Annotated in this window: 17 protein-coding genes; 5 read left to right on the forward strand and 12 right to left on the reverse strand. The window is 31.4% G+C overall.

What is annotated here, in order from left to right:
• Positions 1 to 2: 2 nt before the first annotated feature.
• Together AC1VAQ_RS04560 and AC1VAQ_RS04565 are read right to left on the reverse strand one after the other, a co-directional pair.
• On the reverse strand, positions 3 to 1,946 hold the full coding sequence (locus AC1VAQ_RS04560; RefSeq protein WP_302596272.1) for an asparagine synthase-related protein: 1,944 nt from the start codon (positions 1,944 to 1,946) through the stop codon (positions 3 to 5).
• Positions 1,943 to 4,558 (reverse strand): YfhO family protein, encoded by a 2,616-nt coding sequence (locus AC1VAQ_RS04565; RefSeq protein ID WP_302596274.1) that lies wholly within the window; start codon positions 4,556 to 4,558, stop codon positions 1,943 to 1,945. The genes AC1VAQ_RS04560 and AC1VAQ_RS04565 overlap by 4 nt, the downstream gene beginning before the upstream one ends.
• 127 nt (positions 4,559 to 4,685) lie before the next feature.
• On the opposite strand from AC1VAQ_RS04565, the gene AC1VAQ_RS04570 reads away from it, so the two are divergent.
• The 4 genes from AC1VAQ_RS04570 (at position 4,686) to AC1VAQ_RS04585 (ending at position 9,720) form a co-directional block, all read left to right on the forward strand.
• A complete protein-coding gene (locus tag AC1VAQ_RS04570; RefSeq protein ID WP_302596275.1) occupies positions 4,686 to 6,371 on the forward strand; it encodes an ABC transporter ATP-binding protein in 1,686 nt (561 codons plus the stop codon).
• A 35-nt stretch (positions 6,372 to 6,406) separates the two neighbouring features.
• Positions 6,407 to 7,474, forward strand: coding sequence for an acyltransferase (locus AC1VAQ_RS04575; RefSeq protein ID WP_302596276.1), 1,068 nt, complete (start codon positions 6,407 to 6,409; stop codon positions 7,472 to 7,474).
• An 81-nt stretch (positions 7,475 to 7,555) separates the two neighbouring features.
• A complete protein-coding gene (locus tag AC1VAQ_RS04580; RefSeq protein WP_479903527.1) occupies positions 7,556 to 8,470 on the forward strand; it encodes a metallophosphoesterase in 915 nt (304 codons plus the stop codon).
• Between the two features lie 26 nt (positions 8,471 to 8,496).
• Positions 8,497 to 9,720 carry a nucleotidyltransferase domain-containing protein gene (locus AC1VAQ_RS04585; protein WP_302596278.1) on the forward strand — a complete coding sequence of 408 codons (1,224 nt, stop codon included), beginning with the start codon at positions 8,497 to 8,499 and terminating at the stop codon, positions 9,718 to 9,720.
• A gap of 24 nt (positions 9,721 to 9,744) precedes the next feature.
• On the opposite strand, the gene AC1VAQ_RS04590 is transcribed toward AC1VAQ_RS04585, so the two are convergent.
• Positions 9,745 to 10,716: a glycosyltransferase family 2 protein gene (locus AC1VAQ_RS04590; protein WP_302596279.1), complete on the reverse strand. Its 972-nt coding sequence runs from the start codon at positions 10,714 to 10,716 to the stop codon at positions 9,745 to 9,747.
• 118 nt (positions 10,717 to 10,834) lie between these two features.
• Here AC1VAQ_RS04590 and AC1VAQ_RS04595 point away from each other — a divergent pair, with 118 nt between their 5' ends.
• Positions 10,835 to 14,464, forward strand: a complete 3,630-nt coding sequence (locus AC1VAQ_RS04595; protein WP_479903528.1) for an SGNH/GDSL hydrolase family protein — start codon at positions 10,835 to 10,837, stop codon at positions 14,462 to 14,464.
• 103 nt (positions 14,465 to 14,567) lie between these two features.
• On the opposite strand, the gene AC1VAQ_RS04600 is transcribed toward AC1VAQ_RS04595, so the two are convergent.
• Genes AC1VAQ_RS04600 through AC1VAQ_RS04640 form a run of 9 tightly spaced genes read right to left on the reverse strand, consistent with a single transcriptional unit; the run spans position 14,568 to position 23,352 of the window.
• Positions 14,568 to 16,205, reverse strand: a complete 1,638-nt coding sequence (locus AC1VAQ_RS04600) for a glycosyltransferase (protein ID WP_479903529.1) — start codon at positions 16,203 to 16,205, stop codon at positions 14,568 to 14,570.
• Between the two features lie 22 nt (positions 16,206 to 16,227).
• Entirely contained in the window at positions 16,228 to 16,773 is a 546-nt protein-coding gene (locus AC1VAQ_RS04605) for a DapH/DapD/GlmU-related protein (RefSeq protein WP_302596283.1), read from the reverse strand.
• Positions 16,774 to 16,790: 17 nt separating this feature from the next.
• Positions 16,791 to 17,441, reverse strand: a complete 651-nt coding sequence (locus AC1VAQ_RS04610; RefSeq protein ID WP_479903530.1) for a CpsD/CapB family tyrosine-protein kinase — start codon at positions 17,439 to 17,441, stop codon at positions 16,791 to 16,793.
• Entirely contained in the window at positions 17,434 to 18,195 is a 762-nt protein-coding gene (locus AC1VAQ_RS04615) for a YveK family protein (RefSeq protein WP_302596285.1), read from the reverse strand. The genes AC1VAQ_RS04610 and AC1VAQ_RS04615 overlap by 8 nt, the downstream gene beginning before the upstream one ends.
• 21 nt (positions 18,196 to 18,216) lie before the next feature.
• Positions 18,217 to 18,801 (reverse strand): serine O-acetyltransferase, encoded by a 585-nt coding sequence (locus AC1VAQ_RS04620; protein WP_302596286.1) that lies wholly within the window; start codon positions 18,799 to 18,801, stop codon positions 18,217 to 18,219.
• 15 nt (positions 18,802 to 18,816) lie between these two features.
• Complete coding sequence (locus AC1VAQ_RS04625; RefSeq protein ID WP_479903531.1) at positions 18,817 to 19,716, reverse strand: glycosyltransferase family 2 protein; 900 nt, start codon at positions 19,714 to 19,716, stop codon at positions 18,817 to 18,819.
• Position 19,717: 1 nt separating this feature from the next.
• Positions 19,718 to 20,845: an O-antigen ligase family protein gene (locus AC1VAQ_RS04630; protein ID WP_479903532.1), complete on the reverse strand. Its 1,128-nt coding sequence runs from the start codon at positions 20,843 to 20,845 to the stop codon at positions 19,718 to 19,720.
• Between the two features lie 37 nt (positions 20,846 to 20,882).
• On the reverse strand, positions 20,883 to 22,709 hold the full coding sequence (locus AC1VAQ_RS04635; protein ID WP_302596291.1) for a glycosyltransferase: 1,827 nt from the start codon (positions 22,707 to 22,709) through the stop codon (positions 20,883 to 20,885).
• 28 nt (positions 22,710 to 22,737) lie between these two features.
• Entirely contained in the window at positions 22,738 to 23,352 is a 615-nt protein-coding gene (locus AC1VAQ_RS04640) for a sugar transferase (RefSeq protein ID WP_302596293.1), read from the reverse strand.
• Positions 23,353 to 23,376 lie beyond the last annotated feature (24 nt).

Raw genomic sequence — 23,376 nt, forward strand, 5'->3', positions numbered from 1 at the left:
GCTTATATATTTTTTTGAATAAAACAATCACATATATAAAGTAACAAAAACATCTTTACTTCATACCAGTCTTCTTCTTGAAGCTCATGATTTAGGGCTTCTAGATGCCGCTGATATTTTTCTTGGTTAATTAAAGAACATATATAATGATGTTGTGGTAATTCTTGAAGGTTTTTATAGAGTACTTTCCACGAAGGCTGTAATCTTTGTAATTTATCAGCGCCTTGTATCCCACGATTTTCAGTATTACATCGAATAATATCGGGTAGAATATCTTGCATACTATAGCGAATCAACCGCCTCTCTATGCCATCTTTCATAAACTGCTCCCCTGGTAAGCTTAAACAAAATTCAATAAGGCGTTTATCACGTGTGGGGTCTCTTATAATAAGCCCGTTTTCTAAGCTTTGCTTCATTTCCATACTAGCAATTTGGGTAAATCCCATTAAGTCTATAATATTTTTACGCTCTTCTTTTAGGTTATAAAAACGCTCTGGATATTGATAAAAATTAGCATTGCGTAATCGCTGAAGTAGATGATGCTTTTGAATAAGTGTTTCATTTAACAAGGAGTATTTAAAGTAATCAAATGATTTAATCTGCTTGTGTTTAAGGAGCTGTTTTAACTTATAAGGAATAGAAATAGATAAGACTTTTTTAACCACACGTTTACAACTGATATGATGAGACATGCTAAAGGCTTTTATTTCTTGAGCCAACTTAAACCATCTTCCTTTCTGCAGTAAGGTTAAACTTTGAGTTAAAAAATTCCCATAGGAAATTGTACTATTACCATATTGACCATTCAGTACAATTTTACATCCTTGTTCTTTTGCAGTTTTTAAACATTGTCGATACCAAGGAATGTTTTCTAACATCTTATAAGGGTATTCAAAGACATCTAAAACATGTTCAAGGTCTGAAATAGCAGTTTCGCCGTCGGCCTTACAATAATGCTGATTAATATTGGAATAAGCTGCATTTAGTGCTTCAATAAATAGTGTTTCATTGGCCTGGCGACCTGCAATAGTATACGGTTTATAATTAGTCATCGGAATTGAACTAAAGGCTTCTAATATTCTATTTTGTTTGGCTAATGCTTTAGAAGCTAAACAAGCAACTGCACTAGAATCAAGCCCTCCACTTAATAAGATCCCTATGGGATGTGGTGTATTTAATCTACATCTAACAGCTGAATTAAATATATCTAAGAAAGCCTCTTTGTATGCTTTATCGTTAGGAAGTTTAAGTGGCATGATATGTTTAAGAGGTTCCCAGTACTTTACAAGATGTATGGACGTTTTTGTAATTAATAAGCTATGTGCAGGTGGGAGCTGTTTAATTCCTTCAAAGGGTGTACTTTCATAGTTAAATTGATTTAAAACAATGGATGTGGATAGAAATTCTAAGAACCAATCTTCATTTAATGCATGCTTCTTTTCATCTGCCATTTGTATAGCTTTTATAACCGAACCAAAACAAAAATAATTGTCTTTAAGGCTATAATAAAAAGTCCTTGTACCAGTAGCATCTCGCGCACAAAAAATTTGCTTAGTAACTTGATCCCAGATAACAAAAGCAAAGTCTCCAATTAAATAGTTAGGACAAGCCTCGCCCCATTTATCATAAGCTAATAAGATGAGTTCACTATCTGTTTTACTCTCCCCTTCTGCTACGCTCAGATGCAATGCCCTATAGAGTTCTTTACGATTATCTAAGACGACATCTGCTGTAATTAGCCTTGTATGATCTTTGTTGTAAAGTGGCAGTGTTTCAGTTTGATTTAAAGTTGTAATATAAAGTAATCCACATCCCATAAAGACAGCATTCTCTTTAATTTCTGAATAACTATCTACTTGATAACAGTTTAAAGCAGGTTGTATATTTTCCGTATTCTTTAAAGAGTGCCCATCAAGATTAATCATGCCATAAATAATACCACTCATTGTTGCCTCCTCCTTAACTGATATAAATGATAGCTTATAAGTAAAATAAGTGTTACAAGTGAAATGGCACGCCCTATCTTAAGACCTGGAACTTCATATGACATTATAATATGGTGTAGTCCTGTATCCAATGAAATCCCAAGAAGGGCATCTTGTATAGCTTGCGCAACTTGCTTCTTGCCATCCACGTTAATCTGCCATCCTGGGTCATATAAAATAGAAGTCATTAAAAGTTGATTATCTTTTTGAATAGTGATATCCCCTTCTATATAACCTTCATGCCAATGCGTTACGGATATGCTTTGGGCCCTTAAGTTTGCATTGAGTGTTTTAAAACGCTCTAAGTCTAAGGTATAAAATAAACTATCTTGCATAGAGAACTGTGAATCTATTAGTTCTAAGGTGACGGTAATACTCTCCCCTTCCTCATAAGTCCCCAGATTTTTAATGCCATAAGTTGTGCCTAAGAAATAATAGGATGCATCTATACCATTCACGTAAATCTCTACTGGATTTCTAGAAAGCTGATTTGACTGAAAGCGTGGAGAAGTCAGATACATATAAAGAGGTGCGTGATTTTCTATAGCCAACTTATAGGTAATGGTTGCCTTTTTCGTAATATCTTGCTTAGTATAAACTATTTCGCCATTCTCTTCCTTTTGGAGGATATTACTATAGCTTACATTTTGAATGGTGACAGGTTCATAATAATTTATAGAAGTATCATTTAATTGATTTAAAAAATGATTTTGTATGTCAAATACATTTGTGGTATTAGGTAAGGAGCGTAGAACTTCTTTTGAAACACTATAACCTACTGGCAAAGCATAGGGATTTTTATAAACGGTCATAGAACCACTTTTCTCCAAGATAGGATAAAAAGATTGTGCCCCCCAAGTAGTAGACAGATAGTCAATAGGTTTATATTGGTGCCATATTAAATAATATTTAATACCTAATAACATATCTGTCGGTAATGTCCCCCCTTCTATATACTTTTGATTGACAGTGGCAGAACAAGAACATACACCTAATTTTTTTAGAAAATCCAATCCACTTTTATCAATAGCTGAGCTAGAATGATTGATGCCGTTATAACCAAATAACATAGGCTCTGTATCAACAGCTTGATAAAATTCTTCTAAACGGAAAAAGTCATTTTGATGAGTAAGGTTTTCAAGAACAGGGGCAAAACACTTCATGCTATTTACAATGTATTTTCTAGGAAAATAGGAGAACTGCTCTTCGATCGTCCAACCATTAATTAATAATTCACTATAAACTATAAGCATTTCTAATAATAAAAAAGCTTTTTTAGATTTAAGTGTATAAATATAGAGGCATAAACACCCCAGAAAGACAAAGAATAGGGTTAGAATAATTTTCTTTTCACTTAAGTAACCATAATTTTTCCACCATATGACGCCTCCTAATAAACTCCATATGCCTATAATAGTTATATAATGTTTAAGCCGTATGCCCTCTAAGTGTACAAAGCACTTATAAGCTAATGTAATCAAGAAGAAGTTTACAATAAAAGCATTTCTATAGGGAAAACAAACAGGATAATCAAAACCATGCCATATTAAGTTTAGAGTACTGACACTAAAACTAAGATAAAAGATAATAAGCATACTTGCAGAGGCAATCTTTTCCTTAACACAAATCCGTTTATTTAAAAAGTAACCCAATACTAAACTAAGTGTTAAGCTGCCTATAAAGATTACAGGAAAGCCGTTTTCTAGCTGCTCACCATTAAAGCTACCTATAAAACATTTACTAAGTAAATCGCTTAGACTAATTTCTAATTTTATAGGAATTTGTGTTAACCGAAAGCTTGTCTTGCCATTTCTTAATGAGAGTAAAGTAGGAAAAAGTAAAAAGGCGATAAGACTCCCTGCTGTGAGAGAAGCTAATATAAATTTACAGATTGTTTTTCTGAGCTGTTTGGCCTCTCCAGTTTTGATGAATAAATTGTAAATAAAGTAAAGAACACTTGCTAAACAAAGCATATAACCTATATAGTAATTTGAATAAATACTAATGGCTAGGCTAATGACATAAAGATCTATTTTTTGTTTCTTGATTAAGCGTTCAATACCTAATAAAATAACTGGAAGCCAGATCACACCATCTAGCCACATAATATTAGAAAGATGCCAGATATTATAAGACATGAGTGCATAGCAAGAAGAAAAAACAAGAATACTGCCATCATATTTATGAAAGTGTTTATTTAAATAAATGGCAGATGTTACGCCGCAAAGTCCTATTTTAATTAATGTAATCACTAATATTGCTTCTGTAATATGATATTTTGAAAACAAAAGTAAAATTAAATTGAGGGGACTTGCTAAATAATAAGCAAAAAGCCCGCTCATATTTCCGCCTAAGCCCTTGCTAAAAGCATATACGAGGCTTCCCTTTCCTAAATAAATATCTCGTAAATAAGCGAGCATGCCAATATATTGGCCTCGTAAGTCCACCGTTAAAATAGTGTTTTCACCAAAAGGATAAATACCTTGCTGAGCTATAAGTATTACCATTACAAATATAGGAATAAAAAAAGTAAGCAATCCTAATATCTTATTTGTTAAGTGTTTTTTTAACATACTCCCCCTCCTTGTCTTAATATATGTATAGCAAGCTGGCCTTAATATATACCATGAAGTTTTATGTTTTAAAAATTTAATGACAGGCATATATATACTAAGAAGTTGTTAAAGGAGGACTATACCAATGAAAAAATTGATAATGCAGTTTAAATGGCTTATCCAAAAAGCTAACCCTATTAAGTGGTTGTTAGTAGTAAATACGTTAATGAATATGGTCTTATCAGGTATCTCTATTTATCTTGCGTTAATCTCTAAATCATTAATTGATGCAGCAACTAATGGAAATATAGTGTTAGTTTTTAAATGGATTAAAATTTTAGCAGTTATTTTTATGCTCCAATTGCTATTGCGTGCACTGGTAAAATATCAACATACTTTTGCTGTTACAAAGCTACTTAATGATATTCAGAAAAAGTTGTTTAATCATTTATTGCATAGTAACTGGCAAGCACAAATCTCTTATCATAGTATGAATTTATTAGGGCATATTGGAAATGATGCCGCTAAAGTAACTACTTTAATATGTGATGTCTTTCCTAGTTTAATCACTTTATCCGTAACATTTCTAATTTCTTTTGTTACCTTATTAAATTTGGAACCTACAATTGCATTAATAACACTTCTAATATCTCCAATCTTTGCACTCCACAGCTTATTTATCCGAAAAAAGATGCGACAAACTTATCATGAAACTCAAGAACAAGAAATTAAATATAATGCTTTTATGCAAGAAAATTTACAAAACATAAGTATTGTAAAAAGTTTTTGTCATGAAAGAATGAGCATGATGGATTTTGATATTTTACAAGAAAAAAGATTTAATTTAAATTTACATACGTGTAAATTAAATATCAAAGCTGATACATTATTAAGCATTGGCTCTACCCTTACATATTTTTTTATTTTTAGTTTCACTGCTTATGAATTAGCATGTCATAAGTTAAGCTTTGGCACATTGGCTGCCTTATTACAGCTCTATCGTAATGTGCAAACACCACTTTCAAATTTAGCAGGAAGTCTTACAAGTATCATACAAGGATTAGTTTCAGTCGATCGACTAATAGAAATAGAACAAATATCAGAAGAACCATTAGGATTACCTACTGAAATGAATCATTTTGAGTATTTGGGATTTAAGGGACTAAGATTTAATAAGGTTAATTTTGCATATATAATGAACCAACTTGTTTTAGAAGATATTAATTTAGAAATTAAAGCAGGCGAAATTATTGGACTTATGGGACAGTCAGGTTCAGGCAAAACGACGTTAATTCGACTGCTCCTTGCGTTATTAACTCCATTACAAGGAGAAATTACTTTTGAAATGCAGGAACAGACAATGAAGCTTATGACGTCACATCGCCATCTAATGAGTTATGTGCCTCAAGGCAATACACTTTTCTCAGGAACTATTGAAGAAAATATAACCTACGGTAATGCACATGCAAGTTTTGAACAAATTAAAGAAGCAGCCGTTTTAGCTGCTGCATGGCCGTTTATTAATTCCCTAAAAGAAGGATTAAAAACATCAGTTGGTGAAAAAAATAAAGGTTTATCAGAAGGACAAGCGCAACGCATAGCCATTGCAAGAGCTTTGCTCTGTAAAAAACCAATCCTAATATTAGATGAAGCAACTTCTGCTCTAGATGCGACAACAGAACGAACGATATTAAAACATCTAAAAAACTGGGAAAGCTGTCCTACTTGCATCATTATTACACATCGTCATGCGGCACTTGATATTTGCGATCATGTGTATGAAATAACAAATGGCCATATCATTGAAAATAAAAATCTTAATATTATCTAACTCAATATTATCTAATAGGAAGGGATTGGTAATACATGAAAGAAAGAGAGTATAATTTGGATTTGTTACGCATTATAGCCGCATTATTTGTAATTATTATTCATGTAATAGTACGACCACTAGTAATAAGTTTTGAGCAACCGTATCATTCTATAGACTTCTTGATTTGTAGTGGTATTAAAGGTTTTGTCCAGACGGCAGTACCTATATTTGTTCTTTTAAGTGGGGCTTTTATATTAACTCAAAATAAAAACAAAAATTTCTCTTATTTCTACAAGAAAACATTTACTAAGATTATTTTACCGACTCTGATAGCCGCTATTATCTATTACTATTTTTCTTTAGTACTACAAGTTATAAAAGATCATCTAGGCAATACCATATCGTCTACAGCGTATAATTGGTTGCCTATAAAAATTCTATTTGCCTCCCCTTTTTATCACCTTTGGTATATGTACATGTTAATAGGGTTGTACTTAGCGGTACCTTTACTTATTAAATTAAAAGAGCGATTAGGGGAAAAATGGTTCTTTATTATAGGTATTATGCTTCTCATTATGGCTATATTTATTGAGCCTTATAATCGCAGTATTTGGCCTATTCGCTTTATAAATTATTTAGGTTACTTTATATTAGGACATTCTATACATTATTATAAGGATTATTTTAGAGCAAAGTGGCTATTTCTTTCAACGTATCTTATCGCTTCTATACTAGCCACTATAATGACATACTTTATTGTAATTCATCATACGTTTTCTGATATCAACAAAAGTCTTATGTTTTATGATAATCTTTCGCCATTTATGATAGTTAGTTCACTAAGTCTTTATTTGTTTTTTTTAAATCTACCTTCTAAAAGAAGCAAAATACATAGGTTTACAAAGCATACATTTAATATATATATACTTCACGCAGGAATACTCATGTTAATTGATCAAACCTTAAATAATATCCTTCATATTTCAATAAATGTAATAATATATATTCCACTACTCTCATTAATTATTTTTATACTTTCCTATATTGGATCATTATTATTAAATAAGTTAATATATAAGTTTCAAGCATTAAGATTTATACATATTCATTCTGTGCGTTAGATGCTTATCATAACAAATTAGTATTGGACATATATATTACTAGTCTAGCATGTAGACTACTTATTACTTTAGGAGGTCATTATGACATGGTTAAAAGTTATAATAAAGTTTTATCAATTTCTTTATCGTGTGATATTGGTTATAACAATTAGCCTCTATCTGATAATAGGTTTAAAGTGTTTGCTTTATTATGGTAATAATCATATAGATATTACGCAATATATAATTCAATCTGATAAAATATCAGATTCTTTTTCGGGCTATCGTATTGTACAACTTTCAGACTTACACAGTAAAACTTTTGGAAGTAATCAAGTAAATCTTCTTAAGAAGGTCAAGCATTTACAACCGGATATTATAGTGTTTACAGGAGACTTAGTGGATGGTCGTACAAAGCTGGAAGGCCCTTGCTTTGAATTAATGAAAGGATTAGTAGCAATTGCACCTACTTATTATATTTATGGAAATCATGAGGCAATACTGCTCTATGATAATGAAAAACAAGACTTTTTTAAGAAATTAGATGAAATAGGTGTTATAACAATGAATAATAAGGTTATTACACTGAAAAGTACGCAAGATGATGTTATTAATTTAGTAGGTCTTCCAGATCCTATTGCTTTTTCTCTACCTAATAAGATATTTAAATACCCTATAGCGGATCGAAATAAGATACTACTAGAACAAACTATTGGGACTATAAAAGATAAGCAGGCCTATACAATCTTACTATGTCATCGTCCAGAATATATCCAAATCTATAGTGAATTTCCTATTGATTTGGCATTGTGTGGGCATACACATGGTGGGCAAATTCGTCTCCCTTTTTTAGGAGGTCTCTTTGCAACAGGTCAAGGTTTCTTTCCAAAGTATGATAATGGCATTTTTAAGTACAATCAGTTAACATTGTTAATTAATCGTGGATTAGGTGGAAACTCATTTCCTTATAGAATTTTTAATAATCCCGAAGTAAGTTTAATTATCTTAAAGCATTAAGTAAATATATTTTCAAGGAGGAGACTATGAGCCCTAATGAAAGATTATTAGTTCAATATGTATTAGCAGCTACACAAAGTGAAAAGATTAATCTCTTAAAACCTAATGCTGATAAGCTTGATTACTTATATACACAAGGATGTAAACATCAAATCCAAACGCTTATTTTTTCAGCTTTAGATAACTTAAAAATGTTACAGGAGATAGCACCTGATTTAATCAAGAAATGGACACAGGAAACGATTATGCGAAGTTGCTATCAAAAAGAATATATAAAGCAAGTGAACTATATTTTAGGTGAGTTTGAAAGTCAGGGTATTCCTGTTCTACCCCTTAAGGGAGTAGTTCTAAGAAATCTTTATCCTAGACCAGACCTTAGACTTATGGGAGATGCCGATATCTTAATACATAAAGAAGATTTAGATAAAGTAAAACAACTTTTAGAAAATCAAGGTTATCAAGAAGTTCAAGATACACATGCTTATCATGTAGTCTTTTCACATCCACAGTATATGTGCATTGAGGTACACTGGGCACTGACCAATCATCGCTCTTTTAATATTCCTGCTGCGATTGCATTTGAAGAACAAGTTTGGGAACATGCAATGGTGGCAAATACTAATAATAGCGCTGTTCTTACCCTTTCGTTTAATGATCATTTAATTTATCTCTGTATGCATATGGCTAAACATTTAAACTATGCTGGTTTTGGTTTAAGACAGCTTTGTGATTTTTATTTACTACTAAAAAAATATGGTGATAAATTTAACTGGACGTACTTGACTCAACAATTAAAAGACATTGGCCTATATGAGTTTTTTGCTATGCAAATAGCTGTTTGTCAAATCTTTTTTAGCTATGACCCCCCTACTGCATTAGTTAATTTACCCCAATATCCTAAAACTAAAATAAACTTATTTATAAATGATATCTTTCAAAGTGGTGTGTTTGGGATGGCCACATATTACCGTAGTTTGGCTGCTACATTTACCAATGTGAAAGGGCCTAATACATCCTACCCCACTTCCATGTGGCAAATGTTTTTTCCTAAATACAATAAGCTTAAGATGAAGTATTCCTATTTAGAAAAAAAACCATATTTAGTAGTTGTAGCATGGTTTCAACATCTATATTATTTATTAGTCAGAAAAGACCAACGATTTTTTACAAAGATTGAAGCATTAATCTTTACAAAGTATAGCATGTATAAACGAACGTGCATGCTTAAAATGTTAAAATTATCAAAATAGTATGGCATTCTATTTCTCTATATATCAACATGGTTTTATGGCATTTAAAAGTTTGTTTCCTGTACGATACCCAGCTAGGTCATAAATAAGTTTAATAAATTGTTTTTTGTAACCTGTAACGTATTCTAGTATATAGTTATTCTCCTTAATATAATCTATCACCGGTCTACACTCTTCAGTTGGAAGCTTATTAATAAAACGTATGAGTTCCATATATCTATTAGCAAATCGTTCTAGAGCTAAACGCCTAATGGCAGGATTAATAGATAATTGTTTATAGTAGTCAAACCATTTTTTTTGTACGTACATCTTGCTTAAGATATTTTTAGCTGTAATATTTTTTGTCATCGCATTAAGATTTGATTTCCTATAAAAATAAAAGTTGTAGTTACAAAAGGTAAAGGTATTGATCTTTTGTAGCAGTGTATAAAAATAATCTTCATCCTCAGACCATGTTAAAGTTTCAGTAAAATATAAACTATGCTCTTTTATAAATTTCAGATTATAAATATTATGAAAAACAGCATGAGGAGCTTTATGCTGATAATCTAAAAAGTATGTCATAATATCATGTTTATTATTTAAAAGATTTATATCATAGAGTATAAATTCTTTGGTTCTACCATCGTCATAATAATCAGTCCCTCTATCCCCAAAACATATATCGACATTTTGGGGCTTTAATATTTCATAAGCATTTTCTAGATAATATTTATCCCAAAAGTCATCACCATCTAAATGCATAACATAATCACCTGTAGCAATATATAAACCACTATTGCGAGCAGCTGGGAGTCCTCTATTAATTTTATGAATTACTTTAATTCTAGAATCTTTAATAGCATATTTATCACAAATTTCATTACATTTATCAGGAGAGCCATCATCTACTAAAATAAGTTCAAATTCAGTGTATGTTTGAGTAAGTACACTTTCTATACAGGTAGGAAGATATTTTTCAACATTATATATAGGAACAATTATACTAAATTTCATTTACTATTCCTCCAATAAACAATTTGTTATTTATCTTTATATACTCAAAAGATTTCGTTTGACTGATAACCAATTTGTCCATTTGTGTATATATTATAGTAAAGGAGTGGATGAATTTATGAGTCATACTATTGATTTGAAATCCCAAACTTTATCAATATCTTCAGTAGCTAGTGTAGACACCATATCAGATTTACTTTCTTTAAATAACTTATCCCTTAATACTGTTATTAAAGTAACTGGCTATTATACTGCTACAGATGGTGCCACACATTATCGTATAGTTTCTAATACGGATAATGGTTCTGGTATTGCCTACAATAATTTATATTTAAATATCCTATATACTAATGAGCTCTACTCTACTTGGTTTGGCTGTAAACAGGATGGTATTACAGATGATACCATTAACTTTCAAAGGTTTCTAAATTTCTTTGGTAAAGCTAAGTTATATGTGCCTAAAGGCATTATTAAGATTAGCAGCATGCTAACAATCATGGGAATGTTTAGAAATGCTACAGGGTGGGATGATAATCGCTCTTATAGAACATTGGAGTTTCAAGGCGCTGCATTTGATTGGTATGGTACAGAAAACGAATGTAGCATCAATATATTTTGTCATTATAACTCTATCATCGATGGTGTAGCTTTTGTTCATAACTCTCGTTCTAATTTTGTCAATATTTGTGCTGTATGGGATAGTCAAATTAAGAATTTCTATATTGATACTTTAAAGTTTAATAATGCTGCAATTAACAGTAATACAAAACTCCCTTATGGATTAACAGACTTTGATATCTACTATCAGTTTAATAATGTCTTTACATTTGGTTGTATTCTAAAAAATGTCATTATAAATAGTACTGCCAAAAATATAACTGATAAAACGTATGGTATTAACAGTTTGAAATTTAATAATGTAGCTATTGGATCAAAAAACTGCAATTATTGTGTGGAAATTTATGGTGATAAATTATTAAATAATGTTGGCTTTAATAATTGTGATTTATCATATGCCTCTAAAGCACTTTTTTATTTAGAAAAAGAGAATCCAAATTGCACAATTACATTAAATAGTTGTTACTTTGATTCAGCTCTCCCACTGACAGAAGATTATAACTATAAATATTGCAATTTTAATTTATATAATAACTATGAAGCAAGTAACGATTCTAAACAGATATTTGCACTTAAAACGATTAATTTTACAAATTCGATTAAACTAGGCGATAAAGGAATTGAACCTAATTATCTCCCTATGGGTGTTATGAATTTAGCATTAAATGGCGATTTATCATACGCCACTATCTCTTGGGATTGGATACGAAATGTTAATGTACCTATTACTATGGTTGACCGTACGTATGGCATTCATGGAAAAGTTGTTTCAATGACATTTAGTGGTAATGGAAAATATGTAGAATTTCCTTTAGTGAGCTATACACCATTTACAGGAATGTATACACTTGGTTTGCGTTTAAAGAAAGTAAGTGGTACAGGCGTTATTCAATTTTCTTATAACAATAATTCTTATAAAAATTATGATATGAGACTCCTTAATGATAATGATGATTTTATTGTAGCTTCCTATGGCAATAGCACAAAAATATTTTCACAAGGAGATGCCATTAAATGTGTCCTATCATCTGTTACGGATACAACACAACTCATTTTAGAACTTATTGAAATAATTGCATTACCAGGTAAACAGATCCTTTTTAATCTCCCTTTAGCACCTACTGCTCAAATTAAGGTAACATCTACTACTCAAATACATGAAACTAATGTGGTTTCTGTTGTTAATACTACAGCGAGTACGACTTCTAGTTATGCAGAAGATATTTTATTTAAGCGTATTGAGGATATTGCCTATTATGGTGTAGCAACTGGTAACCTCCCTTCTTATGTAACAACTAAACATATCATATGTGATAAACAGACTTTAGGAATGTATGATATGTTAGCTTCCAAGGCGATACACGGATTATTACAAAAGTCACTAGGTGTCATTACCCATAACTTAGAATCTAATCGACAAGTTGCTTTGCCCCTTACCATTGGACACTATGCTGACACTTATTATGTAACAATTCGTGTTGATAGCATCTCAGCAAATGTACCCTCTTTAACACTCTATAATGTTAATTCAACAAATAGTGAACAAGTTCTAAGTAACTTACAGGCTACAACAGGTATTCAAAAACTCTCAGTAAAGGTAGGCGGTGGTAATTTAACTGCAGCAAGTATTTGTGAACCTATGATTGGAATAAGCAAAGCAGATGTTGCAGCTGGTAAGTATATTACGTATGAAATATTAGGTATTTATGATTCTAATCTACTGGGAAATGATGAGAACTTTATCAATGATATTAAGTTTGCTGGTAGCCCTATTAAAAGAAGTGATGCCTTAGGATTTGATATTGTTTTAAATAATGAAAGAACAACTATTGATAAAGAAATCCGATGTTTAAATGGTGTCTCTGATTATATAAGAGATGGTAAACTTCATAGACGAATTAAAAAGTTATTGATAACAGGTGATATGATTTTAGATTATGAACCGAGCTGGACAGAAAAATATACAATTGGTGAAAAATCCTCTTTTGTCTTTTTAAAACCCGAACTAAATTATGGCTTTAATAATTCAATGTTACCTCAAAAAGCTAGTGAAAGTTATGTAATAGCACCAGGTTTTTCTAGATATACCTTAAGTACTGGACATGGTGACAAAAATATACGCTCTATTGGTGCAGCAATCCCATATGGTGTGGGCATTGAACAGTATTGTATTACGGTTCGCTTAAGAAATACAGATTTAGGTGTTGAAAGTAATGCAAACTTATCTACTGCAGAAATTATTAATTTATTTAGTGATTGGTTTGCAAAAAATCCAACGTACATTTATTACGCATGTTTAGATGAAGAAGTTGAAGATTTAAACGTAACACTACCAACTTTAAATGGTAACAAGACAATTAATACGCTTTATTTTACAACAAATAAAAGTATGGGGGTTTATCCACATATTAGAGTACAAAGACAAGTAAGCCCATATATGAATCTAGACGGTAAATCATGGTTAGCTATTGGTGATAGTTTAACTGCTGCTGATGGTGCATCTTTAGCATATATGGACTTAGCATCCTACCTGATCCCAAACTGCATTACTTATAATTACGGTAAAAGTGGTGCAAGTATTGCACCTTATACTAATGTAAACAATAGGGCTGTGGGAAAATGGATTGATGAAGCATATGACACATTACCAGAATACGTAAGTCTCATTACAATTATGCTAGGAACTAATGATCGTCAAACTGATTTAGTTATTGGTACAGTAGAAGATACACTCGCCGTAGATACTGGAAGTGGAAGTGGTGTAGCTAGCACAAGCTTTTTAGCTTATTATAAACATCTTATTCTTAAGCTTTATGAAAAATACCCTGAAGCAGAAATTGTACTACTTACACCACCTAGAAATTCTAAATTTGCAGACACAACAGTCATCAATAATAAAGCTCAAAATACTTTTGGTGACATTATTCAAGCAGTAAAGGATTTAGCAGCATATCTATGTTTACGTTGTTATGATATGAATCATGAAAGTGGTGTTAATCAGCTTGCTTCTTCAAGTACTTTAAAATTAAGTTGGTTAGCGAAAAGAACAAATTTTTTAACTGTTGATGGACTTCATTATAATGATTTAGGACATGAACTACTATTTAGGTATATAACCTCTGTATTATAAAAATACTAAAGAATCACTATGCTACGCTATAAATAAAAAACAAGATGATGAGATAGCCCAAGCAATTGACCAGGGTTATAACATTATCTTGTTTTTATTTATATTAATGTACTATATGTTTAATAGAAGCTGTAATCATATGTAGTATAAAATATTTTATGGTTTGTAAATAATTTAAGTGCTCTTGATTTCTATAAATATGCCAAGTCCAGGTAATAGCTTTAAATTTATTGGCACTTACTGAAGTAGCTGTTTTACGATATAGTGCTAATTCTTCATCTATCCCATAGGCTGTAAATCCACTTTTTAGTATAGAAAGCCAAGTAGCATAATCTTCATGTTTGATATTAGGCATTTCTATTGTATGGATTATTTGATGATTAATCATAACAGTTAGGCAATGTAGAGGATTTCCTTTTAATAATCTTTTATAGTTTACTTGCAATGGTATATGTGTTACTTTTTCTTCTTTGTCTCCTAGTTTATTAATGTAGCCGTTTCGTGTATAACTGATTGCATACTGATGATCTTCCATAAATCTAACTTGTACAGATAGCTTTTGAGGATACCATATATCATCGCTATCTAAGAATGCGATATATTTACCAGTGGCATTTTTTAGTGCTTCATTTCTTGCATTTGCTACGCCACCATTTTGTTTTAGCGCAATTATTTTAATCCTTGAATCCTTAGCAGCATATTGATTGGCAATAGTTAAACCTTGATCATTTGAGCAATCATCAACTATTAACATTTCCCAGTGCCTATAATATTGTGCTAGAACACATTCAATAGTATCTTTTATATATTTTTCAGCATTATACATAGGTGTAATGATAGAGACTAATGGCTCGGCTTCTGTTGGCATATAAGGCAGAGAACTATATTCACAGCAAGCAATTGATTCTTCGAAACTTGTTTCTTTATGCACTTTCTGGATTGTATAAGCAATATCAGCTGAATATGTTAGGTTTCCAAATATTTTCTTCATAATATTAATATTTTTACCTAATAAGTAAATAAGCTTGTTTAACCAATTCCATGTTATAAAGTGATATTGATGACAATTTGCAATTTGCCGCATCAATTCTTTAGTAGAAACATATTCCTTATTTTGAGGACAGATAATTCCATCTTGTTGATTTAAAATGATTTCCTCTATAACCTCACATAAATTATCAATATAAATCATACTACGTTGATTATCTAAACTAGGGCTTATACCTACATATTTAACCCATTGTTTTAAACAATTATAATTTCCTTTGGCATTTTTACCATATACCATAGGCGGTCTGATAATCGTGACTTTGAAATCATCATCTTTTAATTCAGTAATAAGCTGCTCTGCTTGTAATTTAGATGCGCCATAAGCTGTAGTGGGATTACAAAGTGTATCTTTTGTAATATTTTCAGAAGCACCTATTTTACCACTTAACCCATATACTGCCATTGTGCTTAAAAAGATAAAATGCTTAACACCTTCATTTTTAGCTTTATATGCTATCTTATAAGTTAAATCTCGATTAATTCGAAAATAAAGTTCATCACTTACTTCCTTCTTTTTTTTATGAACAATACCTGCTACATGAACTATGGTATCTATACCGTTGAAGTTTTCAGTATCCCAATTTGCATCTTTCACATCTAATACATTTACTTCGATTTGTGCTTTATCTAAATAGCACATCAGTTCATTCCCAATATAACTATTTGCACCTGTAATCAATAGTTTTATCATGGGTTGTCGCCCCTTTTCCTTTTTACTCAATATAGCCTATTCCATCTTTTAAGTCTTGTTTCATTATTTGTTTTTGTTCTGTGGTGATATGATTTAATGTCCAAGTCGCATTATAATGTGGTCTGTTGGAGAATAAGATCTTATTTTTTTCAATATAGTCATCTACCGTACTGATTACTCGGGCTGGATTACCACATACAACACAATTATCGGCTATGTTTTTAGTAACAACACTTCCAGCCCCTATAATGACACGATTCCCAATATGTACTTGAGGTAAAATAATGGTTCCAGCCCCTACAAACACATCATTGCCTATAATGACCTCACCAATTTTAGCATAGCCTAGATAATTTTTTGTACTCGCATCATGTGCCAAGATATGAACATTAGGTGCTAGAGAAACACGATCACCTATACTTATTAGCCAACAAAATGACTCATCTATAATACAACCTTGTTGCAAAGTAAAGTTGCTTCCTACAGTAAGCCCTCTAGATAGTAAATCCTCAATAGGATACTGACCTCTTATCCTTGAAATAAGCTTATGAATAAATTTCAACTTCATTTGTACTACTCCTTTCATTATTTTTCTGTATATTTTAGCTTTTTCTTTTTGCCTTTAATGGCTAGGTCATTAAGGATGAATCCCTTTACTTTTCCGTTTACGAACTCTAATCTTCTAATAGCCTCTTTGATATCTTTATGCTTTGTGTAATTTCGCCTAACGACAAAAATAATTTCCATTTCTTTATAAGTTGCTAATATAGAGGTATCTGTTACGATATTCACAGGTGGGGTATCAACAATAATATAATTATAGATTTCTTCTAGTTCACTAAATAAAGTACTTATCTTATTACTGTCTAATAATTCAGAGGGATTGTTAGGAATATGCCCAGCTGGAATCAAATCTAAATTAGCATAAGAAGTCGGTGTAATAATTTCAGATACTGTACACCTCTGCTCAAGAAAGTCGCTTAATCCATTCTGCACCTCACTGTTAAAAAGCTTTTCCTGTGAGGGCTTTCTCAAGTTACATTCTAAGAGAAGAACTTTACCACCTATCTCAGCAAAACTTATAGCTAGATTTGCACAAGTAATAGATTTACCTTCATTGGGCAAAGGACTTGTTATCATAATCTTTTTACACCGATTATCAGGTAATTTTGCCTTGATATTCGTCCTGCAACTTTTATAAGCTTCTGTAATGTAAAATCGAGTATATTTATTCAATAGTTTGTTCTCGTTGAGTTTCACTTGAATCTCCCCCCTCAGGAATATCTATATTTTGAATATCATTTTTTATAGTTTGTTTTTCAAGAGTAGGTATTTCACCTAGTATAGGGATATCGTAATAAAATTTCAAATCATTATTACCATGAATCGTTGTATCTAGTAAGCTTCTGATTAAAATCCACAAAATAGGGAGTAAAGCTGAAAGAACTAAACAAATTAAAATCTTGGTAAGTGTATTGGTAGGATTAGGTGATAAGGGGCCTTGGGCTGGGTCTACTACTTCTACATAAGCGATACGTAATACGTCGTATAATTGCTGTGGCGCCACCTCAGACATAGCATTAGCAATAAGGATTGCATCATCTGGGTCTTTGCAAGTAATCATGATATTAAAAAAAGGCGTTTTAGTAACTTGAGAATAACTAAACATTCTTTTTAATTCTTTTGCCGAATATTTATTATTAATTTGACTAGAGACCTTTTGTAGCATTTGGTCACTTTCTAAAACAGGAATACACGAACCAACCATATCTCTAGCGGCAGAAATATCATTAATGCCTGCTTTTAATTGGGTAACATCTGTATTGCAAATAACATACAAAGACACAGATGCAGTATAAGTATAGACTTTATGCTGCTGAGTATAAACATATCCTGCTCCACCACCTAGGATAGCACATAATATAATGATGGGTATTCTATGTATAATGCGAACAATAACTTCCCACAAAGTAGTTTCTATATTATCCATAATAATCCTCCTTTCACACTCTTAAAGTAGAGTTTTGGTTACTTCTTCTGTGGCACGGATTAATAAGCCGTTGCTGCCATTGTGATTAATACATTTGGCAGGAACCCCCGCTACTGTTACATGACTTTCAATATTCTTATTTACAACACTGTTTGCACCTATAGCCACATCATTACCTATTTCAATTGCACCAAATATTTTAGAACCAGGGCCAATATACACATTATCACCAATAATAGGTACTTCCTGTTGTTCTTTTCCACGCGTGCCAATATTAACACATACATTAATCTTGCAGTTTGCACCTATTTTAGCTTGATTATTAATAACTATAGTTCCTCTATGTGTTAGTGCTAGGCCTGGTCCAATTGTATTAATAGGAATTTCATAACCGTTTTTAGCACCTAATGTGATATAACGATACTGTAAATAAACAGTATATAGCTGCCACAATTTTGATTTGCAATTTGTATAATATTCTAGTTTGCGCATTAAACGCTCATATTTCCAGATATCATCTAATAAGCCCGGTCTTTTTTTTGTTCTTCCTAAGGCAATTTTATCGCATTTCAAATAATATAAATAATCTCTTTTGGAATGTATCATAAAGTTCTCCTTTGCTTATGGCTTTATAATCTTTAGCTGTAATAGTTCATTTTTAAGCCACCACTTTAAATATAAATATATTGCTTGTGGCAAGATTATGATAAACATTAAACTATTGTCAAATATTTTACGATCAATCATCTGGTTAATCATCCAACATCCTGAAATATACTTTGCAAAGGCATTCTTTTTTTGCTTAGAACCTTTAGCTAGCATTATACGTTGTTGCAAATAGAAGCTATAACCTTTAGGGTTTTTGCGATAGAGCTGGACTACATTTTGGGTATAGCCATCTTCTAAATATTCACCTATATAAATAGGATGATCTACTAAATACATCTTATAATTTTCACTAATTTGATCATACACTACACATTCACCTACAAATTTTTCATTTTCAAACTGAGGGAATAAGTATTTCCTTAAAATCTCTGTTCTAAAAACTAGTGCTAAATCACCTTTAAAATGATAGTTTTCATATAAGTCGTACAAGGTGCTACTGTCTATTCCCTTGGGCATATGGGTACTCATAAGTTGACCATTTTGATATTTTCTAAGCATTGCAATACCTGCAAGCTGTTGATTGTTTTTTATCATATCCCAGTACTTATAAACTAACTCAATAGCATCATCTGTTAAATAATCATCTGAATCTACGCAAATAAATAAGTCTGTATCACAGTTTAATACGCCTGTATTATGAGCGACATGTTTTCCACCATTTTCTTGCCGTATAAAATGAATAGCAATCTTTTTTTCTTCAATCCACTGGGTAATTAAATCTTCTACTTGATCTGTAGAACCGTCATCTACAATAAGCCACTTAAAGTTTTTATTTGTTTGATGTAATAAACTTTGATAACATTTTTCTAAAATGTACCTCCGGTTATAAACAGGTGTAAAAACCGTAATCATTTTATTCCCTCCTTTGATTTGCTTGTTCAATAATGCCATCAATATTATTACTCATAATAATGAGCGTCCAGAATGTAACTTTTACATAGGCAAAAACACTTTCAGTTAACCCCATGAAAAAATACATGAATATAAAAAATAGTAGTAAATTAGTAAACTTACTATTTTTATATTGATCTAACTTCTTACCTGCATTACCTATAATGAATATAAATAATCCTAATGTAACTAATCCGCCACAGAGAAAGATTTCTAATAGTCCATTATGAGCTTCTGAAACTTTTAAGAATTGTCTCCAGATTACATCATTTCGTCCACCATAACCAATAATAGGAGAGTAAATCATTCGACTTAATATATAGTCCCAGATTTCAGTTCGTCCTGTAAATGTTAAGTCTTTTTGTAATACATCTGTAATAAGATGCGCAAATAATTTATCTTGGATTCTAAAGATAACAATAGAAAAATAAATTATTAGATAGGTAATTGATAATCCTTTAAAAGATAAATGAAGTTTAGAAGAAAGAAGTAAATAAAGCGGTAAAAGTACACTTATTACAGCAGCCGTTCCACTTCCAGATTTAAACATAAGCAATATTGCTAATACGATAATAATATAAAAAAACTTTTTATGCGTATTAAAATAATAGATTCTAAAGAAAATGAAACAGATTCCAGGAAGCATTACCATCTGTAAACTGTTTTTACTAGATAATAAACCTATAAAGCACTTCTCTCCTTCATAATATAAATAGCTAGTACCAGGTGATACAACTGCAGCAATATAGCTACCTATTACTATAAAAATAAAGATATCTGTTATAGCAATTAGAAATTCACTAAAGTAATCCATACAACTATCTACATAGAAGAATACGCCTAAATAAAAAGTATATGTAAATATGATTCCAAAAGTTAAATTATCATTCCATAAACCAGTAAAGAGCATACTTATGGAGTAAAGCGTTGTGCCTATTATAAAATTTCTTCTAGATATAGACATGGTGTTTTGTCCTTTAATATAATCATCTCTTAGCCGTATTATTAAAAAAAAATATCCAAGTATACCTGGTATGGCTTGCCATGCTAAATTACCATAATAAGAAAAGTTAAGTGTGGAAATAGTCATGAAAGGAAGCAAACAAAATATCATGAGTAGCCTGTTTTTAAAAATATTCATAGGCATTCAATCCTTTATATTTCAAATCTAGTGCAATCTTTGTAAGCTCTCTACAACTATTTTCCCAAGATGTACACTCTTGGTTAATACTTTCTATTAAGCGTTTATTATTAGGATGATTTAAGTTAAACCATATTTTGTATGCAATCTCTTCCGTATCTTCTACATCATTAATAATATCTGTTTCTAGGCAATGATTAATAACAGATAACGCACCTACATTTTTTGAAATTAATAAGTTACACCCCCTCATTAAAGCTTCTACAATAGCTAAGCCAAAAGTTTCAAAATAGCTATTTTGAATATAAAGATCTGCTGTAGAAAGTAGTTCTAAAATCTTTTCATGAGGTAAATAATCAATATATGCGACAAATGGATAGTGACTAATTGCTTCTTTATCTGTAAAATCATTCCCGATAACGATATACTTAATTGTAGAAAAACCTCTTTTTTGTAATAAGTCAATGGCCTTACAAATAGCTAAATTATTTTTTCGCTTCATGCCACCGCCCATACTTATAATTCTAAATTCATTGCCATGTATAGCTGAAATAGGTGTAAATTCAAAGTCTTTCCAATCTATTCCGTTATTAACATATGTTATTTTTTCAGTATACTCAGGTAATTCTTGTTTTAAATACGTTGAAAATCGTTCTGATACACATATAATTTTATCTACGTGTGCTAAGATATATTGCTCACATTGATTGAATTTTAAATCAACCACACCATTAATTGAATTTTCTTTTTGTAAGTAACCATGCATGATATACATACTAGGTTTTTTCCAGATTTTACACCATTTTATGCCGATAGGTACAGCTAATGAAATACCTGAAAAAATCACTACATTGGCACGTGGTATCTTTATAATAAGTTCTAAGAATCTGTGCCATTTTTTTGTTGCTACACTATATTCATTTTGGCGTCCCATTACTTGCTCAATATTTTTATTTACGATTGCTGGTCCAGTATTAGAAGTAAAATCCCCTATGATAAGATTCTTAAGTTTTTTATTTTGGAGTTTTAATAGATTCTTATAATCTTGAATGCCTAAGAGCATATTTAAAATGATATGATACCATTTCATATCCTGCTTATATAAAGAATAATGTCTTAAAACATGCTGAACAATAAATGTGACACTAAAAGTATGGGACATTGCATAATAGGCAGCTCCCATACTTTTAAAATAATGTGGCGTATAGCCTGTAAACCATGTTGAGGTCTCACAACTTACATGGCCAATTATAACAGGAACATATATAACTTTAAGCTTTTGCCTAAGGCAATCAAACATAAAAATATTCTCTTCACCACAAACGAACCAAGCACCTGCTCCGAAAAGTGGATTGAAACTTAACCCTTTTTCTATAATGCTGCGGCGTTTAAAAGTCATTTCTACAGAGGAAATCTTCATACTTGATAGATAGTTTTCTTGACATGCTTTTTTTCTAAAGCTCTTTAATCTAGTACTTCCAGTCCTAACAACTTGAAAGGCAATAATATCTGCATCTGGGTACTGTTCATATGCAGATATTATCTTCTTGACATAGTCATCTTCATAACGCATATCGTCATCAGCAATGAGGCATATATCGGCTGTAGCAGCCGCTATAGCACGATTACGACTCCTACTTAATCCTTTTTCCTTATAATTTAGCATTTTGATTTTGTTATGTCCAATCTCTTCAGTTATTACATCTTCCCTGTGGCATTGATTGATAATAATTGCATCTGTTTGTAAATTCATAGGATTTATAAATTCTAAGCTTTCACGATTCATTGTGGATATTAATGTTTCTACCCTCATCTCTACGCCTCCCATTAAGTATGTAACACTATTTTATCTTTTGATGGCCATCTGTTTGCATCCCTTCAACAATACCTTTTCCAAGGAATACACTATAAATTGTTAAGAAAATAATCTTTAAATCAGTAAAAATGCTTATTTGGTTTAAGTATTGGACATCATATTGTGCACGCTCACTTATGGACAACTCGTCTCTTCCATTCACTTGTGCCCAACCGGTTAAACCTGGTTTAATACTATTAACGTTAGACGTTTCTCTTGCCATAATCAAATCTTCTTGATTCCATAGTGCAGGTCTAGGACCAATAAAGCTCATTTTTCCTTGCAGAATATTAAATAGTTGAGGTAGTTCATCTAAGCTTGTTTTTCTTAAGATACTCCCAACTCTAGTGATATAAGACTCAGCATTAATAAATAGATGTGTAGGCATATCCTTGGGAGCATCTATTCGCATGGTCCTAAACTTCCAGATATCAAATAATTGCTTATTTTGCCCTACTCGTTTTTGTTTAAATAAAACAGGCCCTTTAGAATCACATTTAATTGCAATGGCAATAGTTAATAAAATAGGTAATAGTATTATTAATAGCATAAAAGCTATTAATCGATCCAATATAGACTTAATAAAAATATAAGCTTTCATTTCTCCCCCTCATTTTCAATGTGT

The organism is Cellulosilyticum sp. (assembly GCF_982396655.1).